At 37.7% G+C, this 24,978-nt stretch carries 21 protein-coding genes and 1 pseudogene; 4 read left to right on the plus strand and 18 right to left on the minus strand.

The window, feature by feature from the left end; genetic code table 11:
- Positions 1 to 149: 149 nt before the first annotated feature.
- The 9 genes from sstT to IGJ03_RS11160 form a co-directional block, all read right to left on the minus strand.
- The gene (sstT, locus tag IGJ03_RS11120) at positions 150 to 1,412 is read right to left on the minus strand and encodes a serine/threonine transporter SstT (RefSeq protein ID WP_002355037.1); all 1,263 of its coding nucleotides are present in this window, start codon (positions 1,410 to 1,412) and stop codon (positions 150 to 152) included.
- Between the two features lie 128 nt (positions 1,413 to 1,540).
- Positions 1,541 to 1,924, minus strand: a complete 384-nt coding sequence (locus tag IGJ03_RS11125; RefSeq protein ID WP_002367385.1) for a potassium channel family protein — start codon at positions 1,922 to 1,924, stop codon at positions 1,541 to 1,543.
- Positions 1,925 to 2,026: 102 nt separating this feature from the next.
- Positions 2,027 to 2,767 (minus strand): tRNA pseudouridine(38-40) synthase TruA, encoded by a 741-nt coding sequence (gene truA, locus IGJ03_RS11130; protein ID WP_002355033.1) that lies wholly within the window; start codon positions 2,765 to 2,767, stop codon positions 2,027 to 2,029.
- A gap of 111 nt (positions 2,768 to 2,878) precedes the next feature.
- Positions 2,879 to 4,660 carry a DNA-binding protein gene (locus IGJ03_RS11135; RefSeq protein WP_174091049.1) on the minus strand — a complete coding sequence of 594 codons (1,782 nt, stop codon included), beginning with the start codon at positions 4,658 to 4,660 and terminating at the stop codon, positions 2,879 to 2,881.
- Positions 4,661 to 4,811: 151 nt separating this feature from the next.
- Positions 4,812 to 5,738, minus strand: coding sequence for an anti-sigma factor (locus IGJ03_RS11140; RefSeq protein WP_116495168.1), 927 nt, complete (start codon positions 5,736 to 5,738; stop codon positions 4,812 to 4,814).
- Positions 5,739 to 5,740: 2 nt separating this feature from the next.
- Positions 5,741 to 6,205, minus strand: a complete 465-nt coding sequence (locus IGJ03_RS11145; protein ID WP_002355030.1) for an RNA polymerase sigma factor — start codon at positions 6,203 to 6,205, stop codon at positions 5,741 to 5,743.
- Between the two features lie 139 nt (positions 6,206 to 6,344).
- Positions 6,345 to 6,854: a DinB family glutathione transferase gene (gene gst, locus IGJ03_RS11150; RefSeq protein ID WP_002370068.1), complete on the minus strand. Its 510-nt coding sequence runs from the start codon at positions 6,852 to 6,854 to the stop codon at positions 6,345 to 6,347.
- A 39-nt stretch (positions 6,855 to 6,893) separates the two neighbouring features.
- The gene (locus IGJ03_RS11155) at positions 6,894 to 7,655 is read right to left on the minus strand and encodes a hypothetical protein (RefSeq protein ID WP_375804857.1); all 762 of its coding nucleotides are present in this window, start codon (positions 7,653 to 7,655) and stop codon (positions 6,894 to 6,896) included.
- Between the two features lie 33 nt (positions 7,656 to 7,688).
- Positions 7,689 to 8,390 (minus strand): hypothetical protein, encoded by a 702-nt coding sequence (locus IGJ03_RS11160; RefSeq protein WP_375804856.1) that lies wholly within the window; start codon positions 8,388 to 8,390, stop codon positions 7,689 to 7,691.
- A 327-nt stretch (positions 8,391 to 8,717) separates the two neighbouring features.
- Between IGJ03_RS11160 and IGJ03_RS11165 the strand changes: the two genes are divergently transcribed.
- The gene (locus IGJ03_RS11165) at positions 8,718 to 10,121 is read left to right on the plus strand and encodes a dicarboxylate/amino acid:cation symporter (protein ID WP_002387350.1); all 1,404 of its coding nucleotides are present in this window, start codon (positions 8,718 to 8,720) and stop codon (positions 10,119 to 10,121) included.
- Positions 10,122 to 10,191: 70 nt separating this feature from the next.
- On the opposite strand, the pseudogene IGJ03_RS11170 reads toward IGJ03_RS11165, so the two are convergent.
- Both IGJ03_RS11170 and rlmH read right to left on the minus strand, forming a co-directional pair.
- A pseudogene (locus tag IGJ03_RS11170) lies at positions 10,192 to 13,884 on the minus strand (polysaccharide lyase family 8 super-sandwich domain-containing protein).
- 582 nt (positions 13,885 to 14,466) lie between these two features.
- Positions 14,467 to 14,946, minus strand: coding sequence for a 23S rRNA (pseudouridine(1915)-N(3))-methyltransferase RlmH (rlmH, locus tag IGJ03_RS11175; protein ID WP_375804855.1), 480 nt, complete (start codon positions 14,944 to 14,946; stop codon positions 14,467 to 14,469).
- A gap of 400 nt (positions 14,947 to 15,346) precedes the next feature.
- Here rlmH and IGJ03_RS11180 point away from each other — a divergent pair, with 400 nt between their 5' ends.
- Positions 15,347 to 16,645 (plus strand): S1C family serine protease, encoded by a 1,299-nt coding sequence (locus IGJ03_RS11180; RefSeq protein ID WP_438711134.1) that lies wholly within the window; start codon positions 15,347 to 15,349, stop codon positions 16,643 to 16,645.
- A gap of 46 nt (positions 16,646 to 16,691) precedes the next feature.
- On the opposite strand, the gene ytpR is transcribed toward IGJ03_RS11180, so the two are convergent.
- The 4 genes from ytpR to pepA all read right to left on the minus strand — a co-directional run bounded on the left by ytpR (position 16,692) and on the right by pepA (position 19,528).
- Positions 16,692 to 17,312, minus strand: coding sequence for a YtpR family tRNA-binding protein (gene ytpR / locus IGJ03_RS11185; RefSeq protein WP_375804854.1), 621 nt, complete (start codon positions 17,310 to 17,312; stop codon positions 16,692 to 16,694).
- A gap of 210 nt (positions 17,313 to 17,522) precedes the next feature.
- Positions 17,523 to 17,978, minus strand: coding sequence for a universal stress protein (locus IGJ03_RS11190; protein ID WP_002385249.1), 456 nt, complete (start codon positions 17,976 to 17,978; stop codon positions 17,523 to 17,525).
- Positions 17,979 to 18,125: 147 nt separating this feature from the next.
- Positions 18,126 to 18,440, minus strand: a complete 315-nt coding sequence (locus IGJ03_RS11195) for a thioredoxin family protein (RefSeq protein WP_002355015.1) — start codon at positions 18,438 to 18,440, stop codon at positions 18,126 to 18,128.
- 11 nt (positions 18,441 to 18,451) lie between these two features.
- Positions 18,452 to 19,528: a glutamyl aminopeptidase gene (gene pepA, locus IGJ03_RS11200; protein WP_002355013.1), complete on the minus strand. Its 1,077-nt coding sequence runs from the start codon at positions 19,526 to 19,528 to the stop codon at positions 18,452 to 18,454.
- Between the two features lie 306 nt (positions 19,529 to 19,834).
- On the opposite strand from pepA, the gene IGJ03_RS11205 reads away from it, so the two are divergent.
- Both IGJ03_RS11205 and IGJ03_RS11210 read left to right on the plus strand, forming a co-directional pair.
- Positions 19,835 to 20,176 carry a PepSY domain-containing protein gene (locus IGJ03_RS11205; RefSeq protein WP_002355012.1) on the plus strand — a complete coding sequence of 114 codons (342 nt, stop codon included), beginning with the start codon at positions 19,835 to 19,837 and terminating at the stop codon, positions 20,174 to 20,176.
- A gap of 318 nt (positions 20,177 to 20,494) precedes the next feature.
- Positions 20,495 to 22,150: a peptide ABC transporter substrate-binding protein gene (locus tag IGJ03_RS11210; RefSeq protein WP_002355011.1), complete on the plus strand. Its 1,656-nt coding sequence runs from the start codon at positions 20,495 to 20,497 to the stop codon at positions 22,148 to 22,150.
- A 66-nt stretch (positions 22,151 to 22,216) separates the two neighbouring features.
- Here IGJ03_RS11210 and IGJ03_RS11215 read toward each other — a convergent pair whose 3' ends face one another.
- Genes IGJ03_RS11215 through nagA form a run of 3 tightly spaced genes read right to left on the minus strand, consistent with a single transcriptional unit; the run spans position 22,217 to position 24,974 of the window.
- Complete coding sequence (locus IGJ03_RS11215) at positions 22,217 to 23,053, minus strand: PTS system mannose/fructose/sorbose family transporter subunit IID (protein ID WP_002395657.1); 837 nt, start codon at positions 23,051 to 23,053, stop codon at positions 22,217 to 22,219.
- Positions 23,025 to 23,798 (minus strand): PTS N-acetylgalactosamine transporter subunit IIC, encoded by a 774-nt coding sequence (agaW, locus tag IGJ03_RS11220; RefSeq protein WP_002355009.1) that lies wholly within the window; start codon positions 23,796 to 23,798, stop codon positions 23,025 to 23,027. The genes IGJ03_RS11215 and agaW overlap by 29 nt, the downstream gene beginning before the upstream one ends.
- Before the next feature lie 24 nt (positions 23,799 to 23,822).
- Positions 23,823 to 24,974 (minus strand): N-acetylglucosamine-6-phosphate deacetylase, encoded by a 1,152-nt coding sequence (nagA, locus tag IGJ03_RS11225; protein WP_049095584.1) that lies wholly within the window; start codon positions 24,972 to 24,974, stop codon positions 23,823 to 23,825.
- Between the last annotated feature and the right edge of the window lie 4 nt (positions 24,975 to 24,978).

Raw genomic sequence — 24,978 nt, forward strand, 5'->3', positions numbered from 1 at the left:
TTCGTGTACCTCCTATTTACTTGATACCTTTATTATAGAGAGGATTTTCTTCACAAAATGGTCGATAATTTCAGTGGCCCCTGAAAAAAATGGGGCCGAGATTATTAAAGAAAGGAACAACCCGCATTTTAGCGGGTTGTTCCTTTCTTTTAAATATTTTCTTGTTCGACCACCAATTGACTTTTGCCAATTAACGCTTTAACATCAATAATTTCACCATTTTTACGTCGGTCTGCTAACTCAACTGAGGTGGTAAACAACAAGTCACTAGAAGAGTTCAACGCTGTTTCAATGGAATCTTGGACTACGCCGACGATAAAGCCAACGCCGACGACTTGCATGGCAATATCATTGGAAATGCCAAACAAACTACATGCAAGCGGAATTAACAACAAGGAACCACCAGCAATTCCTGAAGCCCCACAAGCAGAAACAGCGGCGATGATACTCAACAATAATGCTAAATAGATTGGCACGGACATGCCTAATGTGTGGACTGCCGCCAATGTCATAATGGTAATCGTAATGGCTGCGCCGCCCATATTAATCGTTGCGCCCAGCGGAATAGAGACCGCATAAGATTCTTCATTTAAATCCATTGCTTTCGCCAATTCCATATTAATGGGAATATTGGCCGCAGAACTGCGTGTAAAGAATGCGGGAATCGCACTTTCCTTTAATACAAAAAAGACTAACGGATACGGATTTTGCCGAATATTCCAAAAAACAATCGCTGGATAAACGACTAAAGCAACCACGGCCATCGTACCAATTAACAATAATAATAACTGGCCATACTTAGCTAACCCTGCAATGCCTGTGGTTGCCACCGAATGAAACACCAATCCCAGAATCCCAATTGGCGCAATGCCGATAATCATTTGAACGACCGTGGTAATCCCTGTCGAAAGATTGGCAATCACATCCTTGGTAGCGACCGAACTTTGGCGTAACCCAATGCCGATTAATGAGGACCAAAATAAAACAGATAAATAATTGCCTTCAATCATCGCTTGAATCGGATTTTGGACAACGCTTGTTAACACATTGCTTAAAACATCACTAAGTTGCGTTGGGGCTGCTTGCGCTTCCTGCGCCGCCTCCAAGACAATCTTAACGGGAAACAGATAGCTTGCCGTCACGGCAACAACAGCTGCCAAAAATGTCGCTAACAGATACACAACTAAAATTGATCCAACATATGTTTTCGCCCCAGCCTTTTGTTGGGCCAGCGACGCAATAATTAAGACAAAAACTAAAATCGGCGCAATTGCTTTTAAGGCGCCCACAAACAATTCACCAAGAACGCTGATGAAGGTCCATTCCGGCACCAAGAAACCCAAGGTGGTTCCAATCACAATCCCTATCATGATTTTTTGAATTAACGATAATTTCCGAATCGCTTTGACCATTCACTTCACGCTCCTTTAAAATAAAATACAGTTTGGGACATACTACCATAATTATTAAGATAAAAAAAGAGTGTTTCTCAAAAAACTTTCATTTTTCGAGAAACACTTGGTCAACTCATCAATTTCGTCTATTTTTCTGAAGACTTTTCCGCTGAATGTTCTTTGTTTTTATGGTGATGATGGTGATGACTTTGTTTAGAATACAAGTAGGATTTTGCTACGACCGAAATAAACATAGCCATAATCCCCAAGCCTACTGTAGCATAAATCATGGTGAAAATTTTTCCCAAGTCAGTAACTGGATGAACATCTCCATAACCAATCGTGGTTAACGTCATGAAACTTAAATATAACGAATCTAATGGCGACAATTTTTCCACTGTTGAATAAAAAATAGTCCCACTCAACAACGTGGTTGCCAGTAAAAAGAACAAGGCACGAGTGTCTTCTTTTTTTAAGATACCTAAAAAAGATGAAAATAGTTTTTTGACAGAAATAAGTAAAGATAGCAAAAAAATGACCTCTTTCTATTGTTAATCTCTTCTTAACGTTAGCACTTTTTAGATAAAGTTCAACTTTTTAATTGGTGTGGTTAAAGAAAATTTATTTTTTTGTTATTTATAATACACTTCATCTAAAAACAACCCTTGTGCAGGAGCCGTTTCACCTGCGCCTTCTCGGACTTTTGTTGCGAATAATTCGTCAATTATCGCTAATTCTTTGGTGCCTGCACCAATTTCTAAAAGTGTCCCAACGAGGATGCGGACCATTTTATGCAAGAAACCATTGCCCACAAAAGTGAACTGTAACATTTCGCCGTTTCTTTCAATCGTAATCTTTTCAATCGTTCGAGTAGTCGATTTTTTGGTTTTTTTCAATGCCGAAAAACCAATAAAATCATGGGTCCCTATTAATTTTTGGCAAGCTTGTTCCATTTTTTCTTGATCCAACGCTTTGGGAAAGTGAAAACTATGATACCGTTCAAAGGCATTAGGAATTGGGCTATTCCAAACATAGTAGCTGTATTGTTTGCCTGTGGCGTTATACCGTGCATGAAAACGTTCAGGCATTTCTGTAACTTCTTTAACAACAATATCGCCAGGTAAATATCGATTTAAAAAGGATAACATTTCGGTTGTTGTTAGTGAACTAGTCGTTTTAAAATTCGCTACTTGACCACGTGCATGTGTGCCGGCATCCGTTCTGCCTGAGCCAATAATTTCAATCGGTTCACCCGTCATTTGTGTTAAAATACTTTCAATTTTCCCTTGAATCGTTTTCTCTGAATTGCCTAGTCGTTGCCAACCTGAGTATCTTTTACCATCATATTCAATGGTTAATTTTATGTTGCGCATGGGCGAAGCTCCTTCGTATTCTTTTTCTCTCTTATCATAGCAGAAATAAGTGGATTTTTCTTCTTTTCCAAGAATGAAACACCTCTTTTCTATAGAAAAGAGGTGTTTTATTTAGTTTAATCCTGCAATTTTCAATTCTTCAACATTCGCTGCTTTAGCATTTTCAGTCACTACGGCTTTAAATGTCACTTGGTCGCCCTCTTTTAAGAATAGCGCCAGCGGACTGTTATTAGTTGTTACGCTAAAAATGGTTTTTTCATCTTCTAGTAAAAATGAAACTACCGTTTGCGCTTCCCCAGCTACTACTGAGACACGAGCTACTTTACCTTGCATCGTTTTCAAGTTGGCTTTGTCTGTATTTTCATTGTTACTTCCTTTGGTTACTAACTCAATTCGATAAGCGTCTAATGCGCCTTGTGCCGTGTCTGCATCAATTACAATATCATTATCTACAGCATTTATATAGACATATTTTTTGAAAATCCCTTTACTGTCCATTAACGAAACAATCCACGTTGGCACACCATCAATGTTATAAAGGACTGGCATACTAGCTTTCCATTTCTTTTCTGGATAAATTTTTGAGGCGATAGAAATGGCGCCATCACTATCCATAATGCCGACTTTAGTATCACGATAATACGTAACTTGGCCTGTTCGGGCATTGATTAAGGAATAACCTAAAGCGGAATCTTGGTCTTTTTCACTACTTGTAAAGTCCGTAAAATAAAGCAACTGGTTCCCTTCCTTGTTCATCATCGGCGTAATTTGTCCTGATGCATAAATACCATTTTCAGTTGGAATTTTAACATCTTTTTTGGCACCAAACATTGTCTGGTTCCACCAGCCTTGACTGTAACGACCAAAGAATTCATTTAAGCTATTCGCCGCTGAACTAGTAATCGGCGCATCAACGAAACTTGGAGCTTTTTGACTGTCATAAACGTTAACTTCTCCTGTTGTAGCATTTAATACCGCCGTTTTAAATTCATTATAGTGCATGCGACCAGAAACCCCATACTCTTTGTAAAGCGTTTGAATATAGTAAGGATTCCCTTGGTCGTCCAGCTCTAAATTGATTGTGCCCGTTGCTGCATAACCTGGATAAGCGGAATAAATTTTTCGTGCGGCATCTTTGCCAAAGTAAGCTGAAGGAGTATAAACAATTGGTTTTTCTACAAATTCTGGCTGTGCGTTGATATCTGTCGCACTAATGATGAAATAGCCAGGTACTTCCCCCAGTTTTAGCCATTTAAAGAAGCCATTAAATTCGACTGTTGCTACATAAACATACTCGCCATTGACAACTTGTGCCGTTATACCATCCAAAGTAAACATATTGGAATTGGGAATGACAGAAAATTTCTGTAACATTTTTCGTTTCGCCGTTTGTGGTGCAATCGCAATGGGTGTTTCTTTCGCCGAAGTTAAAACTTCAGCTTTTTCTTCCGTTTTTAAAGGAATCGTTTGATAAATTTCATCAATAGAAGAGATTCTGGTAATACTACTGACAATAGTCAACAAAATCATTGCCAAAACGGCAACACCCAAAATTTTGCCAGACCAGTCTTTGTTAGCCGTTTTGGTGGTATTCTTGCCTACTTCTTTGCGGCCCTTTTGGATACCAGGAACTTCGACTTTACTAGCTAAGCGTGTACTTAATAACACCCCACTAGCAATCACTGCGCCAATCAAATTAATCCACAACACAGTTGAAAGATTTTTACTTGGCAAAGTCACAAATAAAAAGATACCTAACAAGAGCAGTTCCATCACCATTAATAGAATAGTCCCTTTACTCTTTTTCCCTTTATTCGCTACAATTTTGGCGCCATTCGCAACTAAGATCCCGATACCAAAAAATAACGTTAACCCAATAAAATTAAAAAACATTCACTTGCCCTCCTCATAGATAAGTAAAAAAAGTGCTCCCACGCATTGTAGAAGCACTTCCTGTGATCCATTCTATTATAACGTTTTCTATTTTTACTGACAATATCGTTGAAGCAAAATCAGTCGGAAGGCTTAGAGTTCTGAAGAACGTTTATTTCTCTGGCTGAATATAAGGAACGATAGGTGCGGTCACGCCAATTGAAGCCCCACGAACAAAAGGTTCATTTTGTAAGGCTTTGAAATTTTTAGTTTGTCCGGTGAGCATGACTCCCCAAATAGGTAATTTTTCGACTTTTTTATTTTTATTTTGTTGGATAAACTTTTGGCCTTCTTGGTTGTCAGCAAACATGGGGGATTTTTCTAAGGTTTCAAAAAAGTGTTGCTTGTCGTTTTCAGGATCAAATATTTCGTTTTGATCGTCCATGCTTAATTGAAAACCATAAGGCAGCGTACCAGAAGGACCCTCTTTTTCATTAACCGTTTCGGAGTAAACATAGAGCCAAACTAAGTTGACATTGCTCGGCAACATTTTGCAGACTTCTTCATATGGATAAGGTTTATCAAAAGAAATCGCCACTTCCGCTACTTGGTTTTCCATTTTATCTAATTCACTTAATTCGTTTTTGATACCACCATAGTAATTGGTAATCGCTGGGTTATAAAAAGATGCTACTTTCTGCTTGGTTTGTCGGTTGTATTCATAAAAATTCTTAGAAGAATAATAGCTACCAGGATAGACTTCATTCCAGTCAATCGAATTTCTGAAAAAGCTATATCTGCTACGTAAATTACTCCACTCCACCGTGTAACCATCAATATTTTTTGAACGATTAGTTACAACTTCGCCCCCAAAAGGCGAACTATTAGCAATTACTTGGGAATCTAATTGAGTGTTTGGTGAAGCAATCATTTCTTGATCATTAATTACTTCTAGTAAGGCCTGATAGTTTTTCGTCGAAAGTTTATCCATTCCCACAAAAAAACCGACAAACAATACAGCAAAACTAACAACGGTTATAGCACCAATCACGATAAATTGTTTTCTTTTCGCTTTACGAATACTTTTTTTTAAATCCACTTCTATTCCTCCAGTTCTTTTTTTAATTTTTGACGTGTGCGATACAATTTTTTGCGAACATTTTCAACAGATAATTCTAAAATCAACGCAATCTCGGCATACGATAATTGATAATAATATTTCAAAAGTACTAGTTCTTGTTCCTCATCTTTTAAGGAATCAATCAATAATAATAACTCTTGCCCTTCCATTTTTTCTATTGATTGCACAGGATGGCTGTTTGCCACAAAAGTGCGTTCTCGTTTCTTTTTTCGATACATCGTAATGTAGTAATTAAATGTTACTCGGAAAAACCACGGGCGTAGATTTTCTGATGTAATTTCAGGTAATATTGAAAAAATCGTTGTATACGTTTGCGACACTGCATCTTGTGCATCTTCAAGACTTGCTCCTCGGCGAATCAAGACTTGGATGACTTCTTGCCCCAAAGAAAATAGTACTTCGTCAAAATTTGCCTCCTTTTTCATCTGATTTCTCCTTTCACTTATACAACGTTTCAACTAGGGAAAAAGTGGACAGTCCTTCGTTCATTATTTTTATGTATTTTTTCTCTCAATAAAAAATACTCCTGCTTAGGCAGAAGCATTTTTTGTTTTTGCTTATTTATCATTTTCCAATGACTAATCTTCGTGTATAAACGGCTTGCCCAGAATGCATCACTGCATCATCAATCACTGAAACTAAACGCACTTGTCTAGTCACCGGCGGGGTCCAATTTTTATCAATCACGTCTGACAATTGTTCTTCTTTGATTTGGTCTAAATAGCTTTTGGTAAGTGCCACACTAGCAGCCAAATAGTCACTAAGCAATTGCTTTTCTGCCACCACGACTTTCGCCGCTTCTTCTGGTGTGTGATGCCAGTCTTCTGTCTCATCTGGCAAATCCAAGGCAAATTTTTCTGTCCAGTGTTGGCTAAGCCATAACGGTTCACTATGATTAAGTGCGGAAATTTGTAGGTCTAATTCTCTGGCTGTGTGCCACATCAGCCAAGTAACAGACTTGATTAATGGTGCGGGCATCGTGTTTGCTTCGGCAACGGTCATTTGCGCAAGTGTTTCTTCAAAACGTTCGTGCGCTCGGTCAAGGGTTTCACTAGAAAGTTGAGTGACTTTCATAAAAATACCTCCTTTGTGTTGGTGCCTGTTCTTTCGTTTCTATTTTCTATTATACTGCAAAAGAATCCGTTGTAGTTCTTTTTTGGCTGCGGTATCTGCGGAAAGGGTAAATGTTTGAATAGGCCTTCCATTTTCTTGCCGATTGCCTTTATCATCCATCTCATAAAAACCATCTGTAAAAGAACCACTACTGTGATATTCATAAATTTCACCATCATCACCAAGTAAATATTTTATAATTGGTTTTCCTAAATCAGCAACTTCATTATAGCCTGCTGCTAAAGCCGAAGTCATTACTTTATCAGACCGGCCCAAGGTGCCATCTTTCGAAGTATAAAATGTTACCCCACCCAAGGCTTGAATAGGGTAGCTATTTTGTCTAGATGAATCTTGCCGCTGAACTAAAATAGCTTGCCAATCTGGTGTTAATGCATACCAATCACCTTTACCACTAGCTCCATGATCAAAAAATCTAGTGGTAACAGCCATTCCACCAATTTCTGCTCGCTTACTAGCCCAGAGCAGAAATTCATTAGTTATTGCTCGCTTCTCTGACTCCGTATAATTCCTTTCGTTTAATCTTGTTGAACTATTTTGCTGTGAACTCATTGTTTGAGGTATGGTTTTCAAGCTCTCTTTACTAATTTTTGTTGTTTGGGTTGTTTTGCTGGAACTTTTTGTTTGTTTTTCAGAATTTGTCCCACCAGTAACAATAATAAAAATAAGTAAGCCAATAATGACTAGTAGCAGTATAATCACAACAAAGAAGTATTTATTTTTTTGGTGACGATGATTAAACATACGCTTTAACTCCTTTTCTAAATCAGTGCTCTATTACTTTATGACAATCTGATCCGCCACTCGATTCATACTACTTAAATCACCCACATCAAAAAAATTTTTCCAAATTTTATTCATATTAGCTTGTCCCAAGTTTATCGCTGTTGGTTGAGCGGATGAATTATCCAGTTTCGTTTTAACAACATAATAGTAAATCATTTCCCCATCACGTCCGAACGCATAGATTTGCGAAGGAACACCGCCAGCACCTTGTATATTTTTTCCAGTTGCAAAAAACATTTGATCATTTTCACTAGTATTATCACTTAACTTACTACTTACTTTGGTTAACGTTATAGTATTCATATTGGATAAAGCAATCTCTTGAACTGATTGATTCGAATTTTCTTGAGCTGGATAGCCATTAAACCGCCATCCTGAAGGCGCACCCAAAATAACTAACGCCGCACGTTGGCTAGTGGAGAGTTTTTTTACTGCTTCTGCAGCCACATTTTCTTCATCTGAAATAGTAGTAACTGCTGAACTACTTTCACTTTCTTTCACCACTGAGGTACTTGAATAACTGCTAACGGTCTTTGTAGAGGAAGATGGTGTTGCATCTACTTCTTCTACCGTCTTTCTTTTTAAATTTGTTTGCCCATTCACTAAGATGAATACTAATAATCCAATAATAACAATTAATAATCCAATCACTATTCCTAAATACTTGTTATTATGATGTCGATCACTTCTCATTAAAAATACTCTCCTATCATATAGAAAGGTAATATTTCCTTTCACTTATTCTACTAATGATTATTTTAACACAATCATTAAACAAAAAATGAAAAACGTCTGTTTCTTTCCTTTCATTTCTTCAAAAATAACACCCCCCTAAGTAAAAAAGAATTGACAATTCTCGTAGTTTCCCTTAGTATGTGGAAAAGTACCTTTAAGATAGTCCGAGAGGCTAACAAGGCAAAGTTCTGTAAAATTCTGTATTTTTGTATAGTGAATGATACGAGATGTCTTGCCCTTTTTTTGTGTGCAAGGCTTTTTTTGCGCGGTGCTTAATCAATTTATTTGGGAGGCAACAAAGTGGAAAAGAAAAAACGTGAAGTGAAAGGTATCTCATTTACCAAAAAAATGGTGATTTCATTGGTGGGAGGTTTAATCGTTGGGCTCGGCTTTTTATTTTTAAGAGAGCACCTTATTCGCAGCAATCAAGGCGCTGTGTGGCAGACAATCAATCAGATTCTTTTCCAAGATATTTCAGATCCTGAAAAAGGACAATCTGCGATTGGGCTTTTCTATATTATTGGTCAACTATTTATCAACGGCCTACAATTAGTGATTGTGCCGATGGTCTTTACTTCAATTACTTTAGCCATTTGTCATATTACCGATACGCAAAAATTAGGACGAATTTCTTATAAAACAATTTTTGGCTTTTTATCGATGTCACTGATTGCTCTATTAACGGCAGGAATTGTGGGCTATAGCGTATATTTAACTGGCGCTTTTAATGTGTCGTTATCTGAAACGCTAGCTCCTGTCGAAGTAAGTACAAGCGGCAACCCATTAATGGTGATAGTCAATGCTGTCACGAAAAATATCGGTTCTGCATTTAGCGACAATGGTGCGATTTTAGCTGTTGTTGTGTTGGCAGTGATTACTGGTTTATGTATTAATGCATTAGGGGATAAAATTCGTGTTTTCAAAAAATTAATTGAAGAAGTCAATGCGATGGTCACGTTATTTTTAACCTTTGTAATTACTAAATTTGCTCCTATCGCCGTCTTTATGTTGTTAGTTCGGACGTTTGCTTCTTACGGGATTGATTATTTAAAACCAGCGTTAGTCTACGTCGTAACAACGACAGCGACGCTCTTAGCCTTTTTGATGATCGGTTACCCATTATTTATCTTATTTGCGACAAAATTAAATCCTGTTCCTTTTATTAAAAAGATTATGAAAGTTGTGGTCTTTGGATTTTCTACTTCTTCTTCGGCAGCCACTTTACCGTTAAATACAAAAACAACGGTTGAAGAGTTAGGTGTCGACAGCGATGTTGCCGCCTTTGTCTTGCCGTTAGGAATGACTATTAATATGAACGGCACAGCGATTATGCAAGTAATTGCGGCTATTTTTGTGGCGGGCGTAGCTGGTTATGAAGTGACACCAGCTAATATTGCCTTGATTGCCATTTTAGCTTTAATGTCATCCATTGGTACACCGGCGGCACCTGGCGCTGGCGGGATTATCCTTTTCACTATTTTAACTGGTTTAAACTATAACAATGAGATTGCGATTGCGACGTATTCATTGATTTTAGCCATTAATCGTCCAATCGAAATGCTCGTTACTAGCCTAAACGTGGTTGGTGATAGCGCCACTGCGATTTATGTTGCACATTCGGAAGATTTGTTGGATGAAGCCACTTATCTGACTGATGTCGCTGACTTGCAAAATGCGGAAGCGGAGTAATTAATGAAAAAGCAGACTTCTTGTATGGAAGTCTGCTTTTTTATTATGTTTTTAGTGAATCCGTAATTTTTTACTTCTTCGATTTACTTTTACGAAAAACTAAAAGACACCCACTGGCGATAACTAGAAGACCAATAATCACAAGCGCGATCGATTTCTTTTCTCCTGTGCTCGGTAAAAATTGGCTAGCTTTTCTGAAACCACCTTGGCTTGATGGCTTAACTTGTTTCGTACCAGTTTGATCAACTCCTGTACTAGTATTTAAGTGTCCATTATTCCCCCCCATTTTTTTGCTCCTTTTTATTTTCCCCACTATTTTTCAATGTTAATTGCTTCACTGCCGAGCGTAGCTCTGCTTCTGCTTGATCTACTTCTGCTTGCGTTGCTGTTGTTTGATCTGCCACAGTTTGTGCTTGTTTCAACGCTTCACTGTAGACTTTCCAACTGCTTGCGGTGTAGTCTTTTTCTTGGTGTTTCTCGTTTTCTTTGATGATTTTCAACAAGTTGGTTTTATCTACTTCTTTAGTTGGCACTTTTGCCAATTGCTTCACTGCCGAGCGTAGCTCTGCTTCTGCTTGGTCTACTTCTGCTTGCGTTGCTGTTGTTTGATCTGCCACAGTTTGTGCTTGTTTCAATGCTTCGCTGTAGACTTTCCAGCTACTTGCGGTGTAGTCTTTTTCTTGGTGTTCTTTTTGTTCCTGAATTAATTTTTCTAACGATTCTTTCGTTACTTCAGGAGTTGTTTTAACTGTGATTGAACGCGAGCTGCCATTTAACCCCGCACTATTTAAAGTGATAATATTTTGGTCAACAGAAATTTCTGGGTCCGCTGCGACTACTTCAAGAATGCCCTTATCAAATTCAATAGAAACGGATGCATTATTTTGTAAAGGATTCGCAAGAGTTAAGCGATAAACACCGTTATCAATTTTTTCTGAAATAATCGACATTGGATCATACGCATACAGTCCTGCAATTTCTTGGTCATTATTCCATGTATTCATCATGACATAATTACCTGCTTCAATGGCTTGTAAGCTTGCTGTATTTTCTAGAACAGTATAGCCTTTGTTTTTAGAAAGAGCTGCGATTTCTTCATTCGTTTTCCCAACCACTGTTAAATATTCGTAAGTACCATTTTCAACAGTCTTGCCATAATTTTTACTAATTTTAGCAAATGTATTTGTATAGGTTTTATCATTAACAAAGTATTCGTTAATATCTCCGTAGCGACCAGAGCGTTCTTCTATTTGAACATCAAGCGTATTCATTGAATTAGGAAAAACATAGCCAATGTTATTCAATGGATTCGCTGCGCTTAAACTAATCCAAGAATTATCTTTGTCTGAACCTTGGTTAAGCTTCACTTCCTGTGGATGAATCATCCGATTATCGAGGATTGTTTCAATCGAAGCATCTGTCGTACCAGTAATGCCACTTCCCAAATTAATGATTTGACCATCTAATAAGAACCAAGATTTTTTAGCAACTAAGTTCATTCCTTCATTACTTTTATCTAAAAACATTCCTATAGAGGCAACCTGTCCATTATTTGAGCCACCTACCCATGACTGGGGACTGCGTTTCCCTGTATAAGCACCATTTGCCAATTCTCTTGTGTCAACTGTCGTTCCTGGTAATCGATATGGATCGATCGTTGCCCAGTATCCTTCATCAAACTGAGCAAAGTCTTGATTGTATAAATAAAGCATGCCGTCTGCTGTATGCCAGCCTTTTTTATTTTCCGTATTCCCAAATTCATAGTTTCCGACACGTTGTGAATACATACTGATACCCACCGCATATTCGTTATTTTTCTGTAGGACTCGATCCATCGAACCATATACATTTAAAGATTGCATTGGTGTCGCTTGGGCAGGTGACGCACTATTCACCACATTTTTCAAGTCAATTAACGCTTCAAAATCTCTTGGTTTTTTAAAGAAATGATAGTATGACCCACTTTGTTGAAGCCATGTTTGGATAGATGTGTAAATGTCATTTCTTAAATTTTCTGGGGCAAATTTTGCAATTAAGGTTAAATTAGCTATTGTTTCTTTACCCGATTCAAACTCTGTAGTAAAAGGATTCGTTTCTGGCGCTCTGGAAATACTTCTACCAGAAACCATCGATGGCATTTTTCCATTCACCATCAATTGTAAGTAACCTTTATCAACAACATTAAATAAATTACTAATGTTAGGGTCATTCATCTCCCAGTCGGAACCTTGTAAAATAGTCTGAATTCGTCCAAACCCCTTTAGCAACTCATTCCCGTAACTGCCGTTGTACGGAAAATAACCATGTTGAATCAAGGAACCATCAGGATATAAGCCATCACCAGAGGAAACACTTTTTAAAACGGACGGAACAGCTTCTTGTACTTGTACTAGGCGTTGATTATCTTCTAACAAAAGTCCAGTACCTAAAACGGTGATTGAAATATCTGTTAAGTTAGCCCCTGTTGCACGATAAATTGGCCATTGTATGTTTGGATCTTTTGCATATAGCATCAGCGGAGCAGTAAATTTATTTAATTTTTCTGCATCTGTATTCAATAGGTCATCATGTAATAAAATCAATGTATCTGTTAGCGGCTGCGCGGAACCAATTTGCCAATCCCACCAGTTACCTGTGTAATACGTTCCATTGTATTTTTTTGTATCAATCATAAATTCAATGCCTTTAACAATCGCATCATAAACTTCCGGTTTTTCAAAAAGCTCACTTGATGGTTCATAGTAGCCTAACGCTAGTTTTTTAATATTGGTAAATTGAGTCGTGTAATCAGCAGACACTGTATCCGATGGTTTTCGTTCCCACAGATACCCACGATCTGCTGCTTGATTAAGCGTTTGCCATAATGCTAAACTCTCCGTAGCAATCTGGGCACGATACTGTTGCACATCTGCATCGTTATCATACTGCGTTGTACCTAACAATCGCATTTTCCATTTTGCTCGCATTTCCGCATATTGTTTATTTTCTGCTACAACAGTCACAGGAATTGTATCACTAATTTCTGTTCCTTTAATTTTGACTGTTACCTTCGCTTCACCACTCTTAACTGCTGTTAAATTACCCGTTTGGTCAACCGTCACAATGGTAGGATCACTACTCGACCACTCAATCTGATCCTCTGTGATATCTACTCCAGCTGGTGACACTTCAAAGGCTAGCTGTTGCTTTCTTTTTTCACTAATAGTCAGGTTCTCTGTTAAAAGTTTAATCGCTTCTGGCAGTCGTTTTTTTCATATGCTTCAAACGAAATAATACTTGAACTGTAAAATTGCTTATTTGTGTGTTGCCACATTTTCATCTGCTGATATTTTACAAAACGTGCTTGTACATTATTGCCATCAATATATTTTTTAGTAGGTTGGCCACCTTCCCCATTCTCTTCTTTAAAGATAGATTGATAGCTTTCACCATCTGTTGAAACTAAGATTTCATACACAGGACTTTCTGCATGCAACTGTAAAACGAGTTCGCCAATGTTTTTTACTTCACCCAAATCAACAATTAACCATTGTTCATCTTGCTTATCAGCGGACCAGCGTGTTGTTTCATCGCCATCAACAGCTTTTTCGCCAACAAATTGAGGGTATTTCCAATTCTCTCCAATTTTTCCTCCTTCTACACCAGAATATGTCACTTCTTTTTGTAAAAATAAATCAGTTATTTCTTCTGCAGATGCACTCATCGCAGTTAGCGAGAAGCCTGTAAGCATGAAAGCAACAACGACTATTATTTTTTTAATCATATTTTTCCCCATATCTTTCTATTTTTAAGCAACCAATCCGACTTTTCCAAACACTTTTTTCTGATAATTTAATCAACTTCCTCCTCTACTAAGTATTCTATATAAAAATTAGGCATGAAAAGACAACCTAAAGTAATTACTTCAGACAGACTTTTCATGCCTAGTTTTCCCTAGTCACATGAAATATTATACATGTTTACGCTTTCACTTTAAGGTAGTTTTTGGTTACTGTCAATAGCGTTTTCTTCATTGAAGAGCTTATTCAACTTTTCACGTTAAAAATATTGATTTTTATGATAATCCCTTAATTTTTTCTCATTTTAAAATAATAATCATGGGTGCTGAACCTGTTTCTGAGGCACAACAATTGGACAATTTTTTTGAAAAAACGAGAGGAATGAGCATTGTTTTTTGCCATTCCTCTCATTTTTATTTATTGTTTGAACGGTAACGTTGCTCTCAAACCAGTTTGATTGAATTTTTTTATTTTCTATCAGACAAACAGACTAAAGATATTTTACTTCATATATTTTTCAAGCAATGACTTGATTCATAGAAATTACTGAGCAACCAGCCTACTTCCTATTTATGATACGGTTCCCCTTTCATAATCCGAAAACCGCGATAAATTTGTTCCACTAATACCAAACGCATTAACTGATGTGGATAAGTTAAGCGGCCAAAAGAAATTTGTTTGTTACTTCGCTGAAGGACTGAATCACTGAGACCTAAGGAGCCACCAATGACAAAGGTTAGATTACTTTTACCACTAATCCCTAATTGTTCAATTTCTTTTGAAAATTCTTCACTAGATAATTGTTTGCCATTAATGGCTAAAACAAAGACGTATTCGTTGTCATTAATTTTCCCCAAAATACGTTGGCCTTCTTTTTCTTTGACTTGAAGCATTTCAGCGTCACTGAGTTTTTCCGGGGCTTTTTCATCTGGAACTTCAATGATTTCCATCTTGGCATAGCTATTTAAACGTTTCAGATATTCATTAATGCCTTGAATCAAGTATTTTTCTTTCAGTTTTCCGACTGTTACTAGTTTAATTTTCACCTATTCCACTACTTTCTCGTTTTCTCTTCTTTCTTATTTTAGCACGAAGTTTAACTACTTTCCACAACGTTTCCACATACTTATACACATATACACAGAGTTATCCACAGAAGAAACTAAAAAATTACTTTATTTAACAGCTTTTTCAATACAAACACATATTCGCCACTGATTTGTCCACATTATCCACATTCTGTGGATAACTTTCCTGAAAACTGTACACAGAGTTATTCCCGATTTGTTCACATTTTTCTGTGTATAACTTTTTCATTCGTATTTTTTCTGTAATTTTTCCCTAAGTTGTTCATAAAAAATTCAAAGCTATTCGATAGACTAAAGGAGTAGGAAACAGATATACTTAATATAGAAAATTCAGATGCACTTATTGGGAGGTTATTTTATGCAACGAAAAGATGTTACACCTAATTCAGATAAAAAAAGTTTATTGCAAAAATTTGGGATTGGTTTAGCTGGCGGCTTACTTGGTGGCGCCCTTATTCTAGGAGGCGCTTATTCTGGGATTATTCCCACACCCAACGGCGGAAATAATGCGGCGACGACGACGTCCACTAATCATGGCGACACAAAAGTCAGCAATGTGAGTTACAATGTTTCTAGCGATGTCACAAAAGCCGTGAAAAAAGTTCAAAATTCTGTGGTTTCTGTCATTAATATGCAAAGTGCTAGCAACAATTCTTCGGCAGATGATCCTTTTGGGGGATTGTTCGGTGGGAATGAAAGTACTCAAGACTCTTCCGGCAACAATGGTAACGATTTAGAAGCAGCCAGTGAAGGTAGTGGGGTTATTTATAAGAAAGATGGTAAAACGGCTTATGTCGTGACAAATAACCACGTCGTGGATAAAGCACAAGGATTGGAAGTTGTTTTATCTGATGGTACCAAAGTGAAAGGCGAGTTAGTCGGAACCGATGCTTACACGGATTTAGCCGTGATTAAAATTTCTTCCGACAAAGTTGATCAAGTCGCTGAGTTTGGGAATTCTAGTAAAATCACAGTCGGTGAGCCTGCGATTGCGATTGGTTCCCCTCTAGGTTCTGATTATGCTAACTCTGTCACACAAGGAATCATCTCTTCTGTGAATAGAAATATTACCAATAAAAACGAGTCTGGTGAAACCATCAATATTAATGCCATTCAAACCGATGCTGCTATTAATCCAGGAAACTCTGGTGGTCCACTAATCAATATTGAAGGACAAGTCATTGGAATTAACTCAGTAAAAATTGTGCAATCAACTAGTCAAGTGAGTGTTGAAGGGATGGGCTTTGCCATTCCAAGTAATGACGTAGTCAACATTATCAACCAATTAGAAAAAGATGGTAAAGTGACGCGGCCAGCTCTCGGGATTACGATGTCTGATTTAACAGGCATCTCTTCACAACAACAAGAACAAATTTTAAAAATTCCAGCTTCTGTAAAAACTGGCGTAGTGGTTCGTGGCGTTGAAGCAGCGACCCCTGCTGAAAAGGCTGGATTGGAAAAATACGATGTTATCACGAAAGTTGACGGCCAAGACGTAAGCTCTACTACAGATTTACAAAGCGCGCTTTACAAGAAAAAAGTTGGCGACAAAATGGAAGTGACTTATTATCGTGGTTCTAAAGAAATGAAAGCAACCATCGATTTAACCATTGATAAGTCAGCTTTAACACAACAACATAATCGCAGCAATCAATAAAAGAAAGAAACGACCTGTTGTCTGAACAACAGGTCGTTTCTTTCTTTTATTCTCCTACCGCAAATGCAGAACCAACTTCTGCATCAAAAGGCAATTCTAAGATTCCTTTTTTAGCAGGTGCATTTGGTAAACGTAATTCTTTTGCTGAACAAATCATTCCAAAACTTTCTTCCCCACGTAAAACCCCTGGCCAAATCATTAAACCATCAGGCATCATTGCGCCTGGTTTGGCCACAACTACTTTTTGTCCTGCTTTGATATTCGGTGCGCCACAAACAATTTGTAAGATTTCGCCGTTGTCTACTTCTGTTTGTGTGATAGATAAATGATCTGAATCTGGGTGTTTTTTACATGATTTGACAAAGCCGACCACAATTTTAGGGGTGTCGTCTTTTTCAAGGGTTTCTGAAAATCCCGCATCTTTAATCGCTGTATTGACTTTTTTGATTTGCTCGTCTGTTAAAGTCACTTGGCCGGTGCCATTAATGTCACCTAGAAGCGCTGAAGCATTGAAAATATTCCAAGCTACCACTGTTTCTGGCGCCTCAACTAAACTTACACGTGCCACATCCCCGACACGTTTTACTTGGTTTTCCGCACCTTGATCGTCCGCAACGATGACAAGTAAGACATCGCCAACGTATTCTTTGTTATATGCAAAAATCATTTCTGTTCCTCCTCTGTCGTTTTCCTGTCTTATCTTATCAAAAATTGACCCCTTGTGCATACTTTTTTGTCGAAAAACTAAAAGACTTGGAAAATATGTCGCTACGACTTATTCTCCAAGTCCTCAATTTTGAGTGACAAGCCGCTGATCCTTTGAAAAAACAAAAGAAACGTTAGGTCAACTCTCTATTCAATCAATAACTTTTTTTGCTTATTTTTCTTCAGAGTGAACAATTAAGACATCGCAAGGGGCTTGACGAATAATGTAGCTACTGACGCTTCCCATGACCACACGTTCGACTGCGTTTAATCCTGATTGTCCCACCATAATTAAATCAACATTGTATTTTTCAGGTAATTCATGACTCATGACTTCTTTGGGTGAACCAAACATGGTAACTGTTTCAACATTATGAAAATCAACGCTTTCAGCATACTTTTTACAATCGGCCATTAATTCTTCCGCAGCGGCTGTTTCTTGATCAATTAATTGATCATTTAACGTCGAATACCCCATCATTGTATACACTTGATTTTCTAAAATATTTGCAACAATGACTCGGCTTCCGTTTCGACGAGCAACCTCAATTGCACGTTCATAAGCTAAATTGGCTTGATCACTACCGTCTACGCCGACAAGAATATTTTTATACATTTGTTCTTCCATTTTCGTCACCTTCCCGATGGAGGCTGATCTAAAAGGCTTCTTTGACTAAGAAACTAGAGTCAAAAATGAATTTAGGACCCTTGCGCAGAACGCCCTTTTGTCCAGCTGATTCTCTCTTAATTTAATGGTTCCTCTGGTTCATGAAAATTAGCCTAAGCTAGTTAAAAATGCACTGATTTCTTCTTTTGTTTTTCGATCTTTATTTACTAAGCGTCCTAACTCTTGACCGTTTTCAATTACGACAAAACTCGGAATACCAAAAATATTCCACTCGGCAGCCACGTCAATAAACTGATCACGGTCGACTTCGATAAATTGAAAAGCTGGAAATGCTTCTTCAATTTCAGGCATGACTGGTTTAATGAAACGACAGTCTCCGCACCAATCAGCAGTAAAGAAGAAAACATTTTTACCTTTTTCAACATAAGTTGCTAGTTCTTCTAATGAATTGGGATAAATCATTTAAACATCCTCTACTTTCCGTAAACAATTGTATTAACTGTTGATTTATCCAAGCCACGTAATGCTTGTAACAACATTTCCCGCGCTGCTTCATAATCCGCAATACTAAACATTGTTTGATGCGTATGGATGTAACGACCACAAACGCCGATGACTGTACTTGGTACACCATTATTAGTTGTGTGCGCTGCCCCAGCATCCGTTCCGCCTTTAGAAACAAAATATTGATACGGAATATTGTGTGTCGCAGCTGTATCTAATAAATATTCACGTAAGCGAGGCAATGTGATCAAACCTGGGTCGAAAATCCGTAATAACGTTCCTTCACCTAAATGACCATACGTCCCTTTTTTCGTATGAATATCATCTGCCGCTGAACAATCCACCGCAAAGAAAATATCTGGATTAAATTTATGAACAGATGGTTTAGAACCACGTAAACCAACTTCTTCTTGTACGTTTGCTCCAGCAATTAATGTGTGGCCTAATTCTTCATTTTGTAACGTTTCCAATGCATCTAATACCAACGTACAACCATAGCGGTTATCCCATGATTTACTGATAATATTTTTGCCATTGGCTGTTTTAATCGTTTCTGTTTGTGGAACAATGGAATCCCCTGGACGAACGCCAAAGCTTTCAGCTTCTTCTTTTGAAGAGAATCCTGCATCAAATAACACATCAGAGACTTCTAATTGTTTTTGACCACTCGTACCACGCAACAAGTGTGGCGGAATAGATGAAGAAATACATGGATAGTTCCCTTTACTTGTTTTTAACGTAAAACGTTGTGCTGAAACAACATAGGGATTCCAGCCACCTAAAGGAACCACTTGGAATAAACCATTATCGTTAATTTGAGTTAACATGAAGCCAACTTCGTCCATATGGGCTGCTACCATTACGCGTGGCGCTGCTTCCACTTTTGAACGTTTAATCCCAAAAATACCACCTAAACCATCATATTGGACATCGTCCACTAATGGGGTGATATGTTCTTTCATGTACGCGCGAATGTCGTCTTCAAATCCGCTGGTTCCTTGTAATTCAGTTAATTCCTTGATTCGTTGAAATGTTTTTTCTTCCATAGATGTATGTCCTATTGCTTTTGATTTGTTGGAAATTACGCCAACCAAGCGTCACTTTTTCTCTAAAAAGTCACTTTATCCTGTCGATAAAAATAGGTACTCCTTTCATATGATTTCACTCTTATTATAACGCAAATACTAGAAAATGCACATCGCTTTCTCTTTTTAAACGTGACAACGAGAATGCCCTAAAAGAATGATTGAAAAACTTTTTTTATTTCTCAGCGGCCCCTTCTCTATGGTAAAATAAGAGTGATACTGACAAAAGTAATAGTAAGCAGAAACCGACCAAGGGAGGTCATACAAATGAACGAAGAAAATGAGTTGACATACTTTAAAGGCGGCTTAGCGCTAGGCGTTGGTCTTGGTTTAGTAGGCGGCATTGCCTCAACCTTGTTCTACCATAAGAAAAAAACAATCTCCGCTGATCTCGTCTTAGAAAATGTAAAAGCTGCTTTTTTAAAAGAAGGACCGATTGAAGGTTCGTGGATTGAGTTTGAGAAAAAGCCCTTGCGGAAATTCGCCATCCACTCCAAAACATATACTGGAGGAATTTGCCGCATTGAAGACGACGGCATTGTTCAATACGAATTCACTGCAGATGCCTACACAGGAACTGTCATTGACATTCAACGATTAAAAGATTAAAAAGATTGTTACAAAAGCACTTATTTGCTTTTGTAACAATCTTTTTTTCTTCTCATTTGTTTTTTGTAAAAGGGATGTTTATTTTATGTCAAAAAAATCAAATCAATGATGAATAAATACTCAAAAATCGAATGCTTTCTGCATGGAAATCAGCTTAAATCTTTACTTATCAACGTTTGTCCACTTTTTTCATAAAAAAGATTAGACATTTTTTAAAAATTGATAAAAGAATAATCATTTCTAACGATTTTTTAATTTCTCCTTTTCATTTTTACATTATACTGAGAGTATTGCTAAAAATGAAAAGGAGCGTGTCAAATGAAGAAATCTGTTTTATTTACTTCATTACTTGTATTATCAAGCTTAGCTTTAGCGGCCTGCGGCGGTGGCAGTGACGATAAAGGAGCAAGCAACGGCGGCAGCGACAACCAAGTATACACAATGGTTGAATCCCAAGAAATGCCTAGTGCCGATCCGTCCCTTGCGACAGATGAAGTGAGTTTTACCACTTTAAATAATGTCTACGAAGGAATCTATCGTTTAGATAAAGACAACAAACCCGCGCCTGCTGGTGCAGCCGAAAAAGCGACTGTTTCAGAAGACGGTTTAGTTTACAAAGTTAAATTACGTGAAGAATCAAAATGGTCTGATGGCAAACCAGTTACTGCTGCAGATTACGTTTACGGTTGGCAACGAACAGTGGATCCTGCCACTGCTTCAGAATATGCCTACATGTTTGAACCAGTAAAAAATGCTGAAAAAATTTCTAAAGGGGAACTACCTAAAGAAGAATTGGGCATTAAAGCAATCAATGATCATGAATTAGAAATCACCTTAGAAACAGCAACACCATATTTTGACGATTTATTGGCTTTCCCTTCTTTCTTGCCGCAACGTCAAGATATCGTTGAACGTTTTGGTAAAGATTATACAAAGAGTAGCGATAAAGCAGTCTACAATGGTCCGTTTACGCTAACTGAGTTTGATGGTCCTGGAACAGATACTAAATGGTCTCTAACTAAAAATGAAGAATATTGGGATAAAGAGACTGTCAAGTTAGATAAAGTCGCTATCAACGTGGTGAAAGAAGCCCCAACTGCCTTAAATCTTTATGAAACCGGTGAAGTGGATGATACGTATTTATCTGGCGAACTGGCCCAACAAATGCAAAACTCGCCTGACTTGGTCCAATTAAAAGCCGCTTCTTCTTTCTATTTAGAAATGAATCAAGCAGATGAAAAATCACCATTGACCAACGCAAACTTACGTCGTGCTATGTCTTATGCCATCGATCGCGATTCATTAGCTAAAAACATTTTAGCCAATGGCTCTCTTCCTTCACAAGGCTTCGTCCCTGTGGATGTCGCGAAATCACCAAAAACGGGTGAAGACTTTGTTAAAGAAGCCGGCAGCGACAAATTAGTCAAATACGACAAGAAAAAAGCTGTGGAATACTGGAACAAAGCGAAACAAGAACTTGGTGTTTCCAACTTAACGGTTGATTTAATGGTAGACGACTCTGAAGGCGCTAAAAAAATGGGCGAATATCTTCAAGGATCACTGTCTGATACTTTGGAAGGCTTAAAAGTAACTGTGACGCCTGTCCCTATGGCTGTTCGCTTAGATCGTACCTTAAAAGGGGATTTCCAAATCGCTGTTCGTGGTTGGAGTGCCGACTATTCAGACCCAATTAACTTCTTAGATTTATTAGAAAGCTCAACTTCTAATAACCGTGGACGTTACAGCAATCCTGAATACGATAAATTCATTGCTGCGTCCAAAACCACAGATGTTAACGATCCTGAAAAACGCTGGGAAGATCTAATCAACGCTGAAAAAACAGTAATTGCTGATATGGGTGTTGTGCCAATTTACCAAAAAGCAGAATCACACTTACGTGCACCAAACGTGAAAGAAATTATTTATCATCCAACAGGTGCTAAATACGACTTCAAGTGGGCGTATAAAGAATAATCACTCGATTAAATTTAGAAAAAGATTTGGAACAATAGCGATTTTGGCTATCATTCCAAATCTTTTTTATATAATTCCGACTAAAGAACCTAACAACCCAAAAATCACAGTAAAAATAATTAAAGCAATCGGCGTGCGTCCTTTTTTCAACATAATAAAACAAAACAGCGTAAACACTAAAGGTAATAAATTGGGCATGATTGTATCAAACAATTGTGTTTGAAGGTCTAACTTAGTATCTTTCAAGCGAAAAACAAAAGTTGTCGTTAATTGTACACTCTTCGGAATCAACGCGCCCACCACGGAAATTCCTACAATTGTTGCTGAACGAGATAATTTTTTAGTACTTTCGCTTAAAACTGAAATTGCTTTGACACCCATTTTATAGCCTAGATTAATTAACCCAATTTTGGCAGCCATATACGGAATATTAAATAACAACAAGAAAACAATTGGTCCTAAGATATTGCCTTCTAATGATAGTTGTGAACCAATCGCTGCTGCAATCGGCAAAACGGTTAAATAAAATAACGCATCCCCAATTCCGCCTAACGGGCCCATCAACGCTGTTTTAATCGCTTGAATGGATTTTGGTGATTCTTTTGACTCTTCCATTGCAATAATCACACCATGCATGAACGTCACCAATTGTGGATTCGTGTTCATAAATTGTAAATGATTTTCCAAAGAAAGAGCTAAATCTTCTTTATCACGATGGATCTTTTTCAATCCTGGAATTAATGAGTAGGTCCAGCCGCCTGCTTGCATTCTTTCATAATTAAATGAAGATTGTAGCAGATACGAACGGAACATTATTTTTTTTAACTCTTTTTTTGTTATTACTTTTTCGGATATCGTATCATTATATGTTTCTTCAGATGCCATCTTCTTCAAACCCTCCATTATTATTTGATGCAGTGACTGTATTATTTCTTTGTGCGTAAAATTCATATAAAGCAATTGCGACAGCTAAACCTGCAACCGCTAATGTATCTAATCCTAAATAGGCAGCCATAACAAAACCAAAAATAAAGAACGGTACGTAGGATGTTTCCCACATCGTTTTTAATAACATGGCGAAACCTACTGCTGGCATCATACCACCTGCAACGCTCAAGCCATGAATACTCCATTCAGGTAGAATAGAAATGAAACTAGATGCTTTATCAGCACCAAAGAAAATACATAAAAACACTACAAAAAAATAACAAATGAATAAAACGATTGGGACAAAACTAGACAATCTTTCGATCCCTCTTGTATCTGCTTTTTTTGCATAAGCATCAAATTTATGCATAATTGGTGACATCGCTGTATATAACAAGGTAATTAACGCTTGCGCTGCAACTGCGAAAGGAACAGCCAACCCTACGGTTACTTGTGGGTCAGATTTTGTGATAATTGCTAACGCTGTTCCAATAACTCCTCCAATTACTACGTTGGGTGGTTGCGCACCGCCGATTGCTACTGCACCAATCCAAACTAACTCTAGCGTTGCTCCAGTGATTAACCCTGTGTTGACATCTCCCAATATTAAACCAACAATCAGCCCTGTAACAATCGGACGATGAATATGTGTCTGTAAGACAAGCTTATCAACCCCTGCTATCCCAGCCCAAATTCCTACCAAAATTGCCTGTACTAACATTTTTTTCCTCCTATTAGACTTCGTCTACTTTTTATAAACTGTTTCACCATTTACTAAGGTTTCTAACACTTCGTATTTCTCATCAATAATTGTAAAATTACCTAAAAGCCCTAGTTTGATTTCTCCCATAGATTCGTTCACATTCAACAAACGAGCTGGATTTTTCGTGACTGAATTAATAGCAATCACTTCTGGAAGTAATGCTTTTTCAACAAGGTTGCGAACCATATTATTTAAATGGTTCGTACTTCCAGCTAACTTGCCATTCGCTAAACGGACCACATTTTGTTCATCAATAACCATTTCGATCCCTTTTTCTGGTTTTGGATAAACGCCTGGTTGACACCCTTTGGCCCAGATAGAATCTGTCACAGCAATTAAATAGTCCTTGCCTTTTAGTTTGGCTAACACACGTACTAATGAATAATCAACATGTACCCCATCAGCAATAATTTCAGCAAACGTTTCTTCACTATCCAAAGCAGCAACTACTGCGGTTGGTTTCCGGTGACTGATATCTTCCATTCCATTAAACGTATGGGTAAAACTTTTTGCACCTGCTTCGACAGCTGCCATTGCTTGTTCATAGGTCGCAGCCGTATGGCCAATTGAAATGACTACATCATGTTCATGACAATATGTAGTTAAGGCATTCTCTACATCATTTTCTGGTGCCAACGTCATTAATTTTATGTGCCCTTTTGCTAACTCTTGCCATTTTTTAAATGTCTCAACGGATGGTTTTACTAATAACTCTGGATTATGAGAGCCACGAAATTCTTCAGAAATCATTGGTCCTTCCGCATGAATCCCTATGATTTGTGCCCCGTTGGTTCCTTGGTCTTCCTCAATAAATGAACCAATCACTTCAAATGAATGTTCCAAGTCTTTTGGAAATGTGGTTGACGTTGTTGGTAAAAAAGCTGTAATCCCTTCTTCTGGAAGGTAAGCTTGCCACTCTTTGATAAATTCATGATTGGCATGATTGGCATCCCCACCATGCCAACCATGATCATGAATATCAATAAATCCTGGAAGAATGCGATTTTCTCCGTATTCTTTGTCGACAGCTTTTTCATTGTACGGTAGAATTGCAACAATTCGTTGTTCTGACACTTCCACTTGAGCTGGTTGAAATTGTTCGTTAATCCATACGTTTTTACTTTGAATAATCATTCTT

The organism is Enterococcus sp. DIV1315a (assembly GCF_051712325.1).
Taxonomy (GTDB): Bacteria; Bacillota; Bacilli; order Lactobacillales; family Enterococcaceae; genus Enterococcus; species Enterococcus faecalis.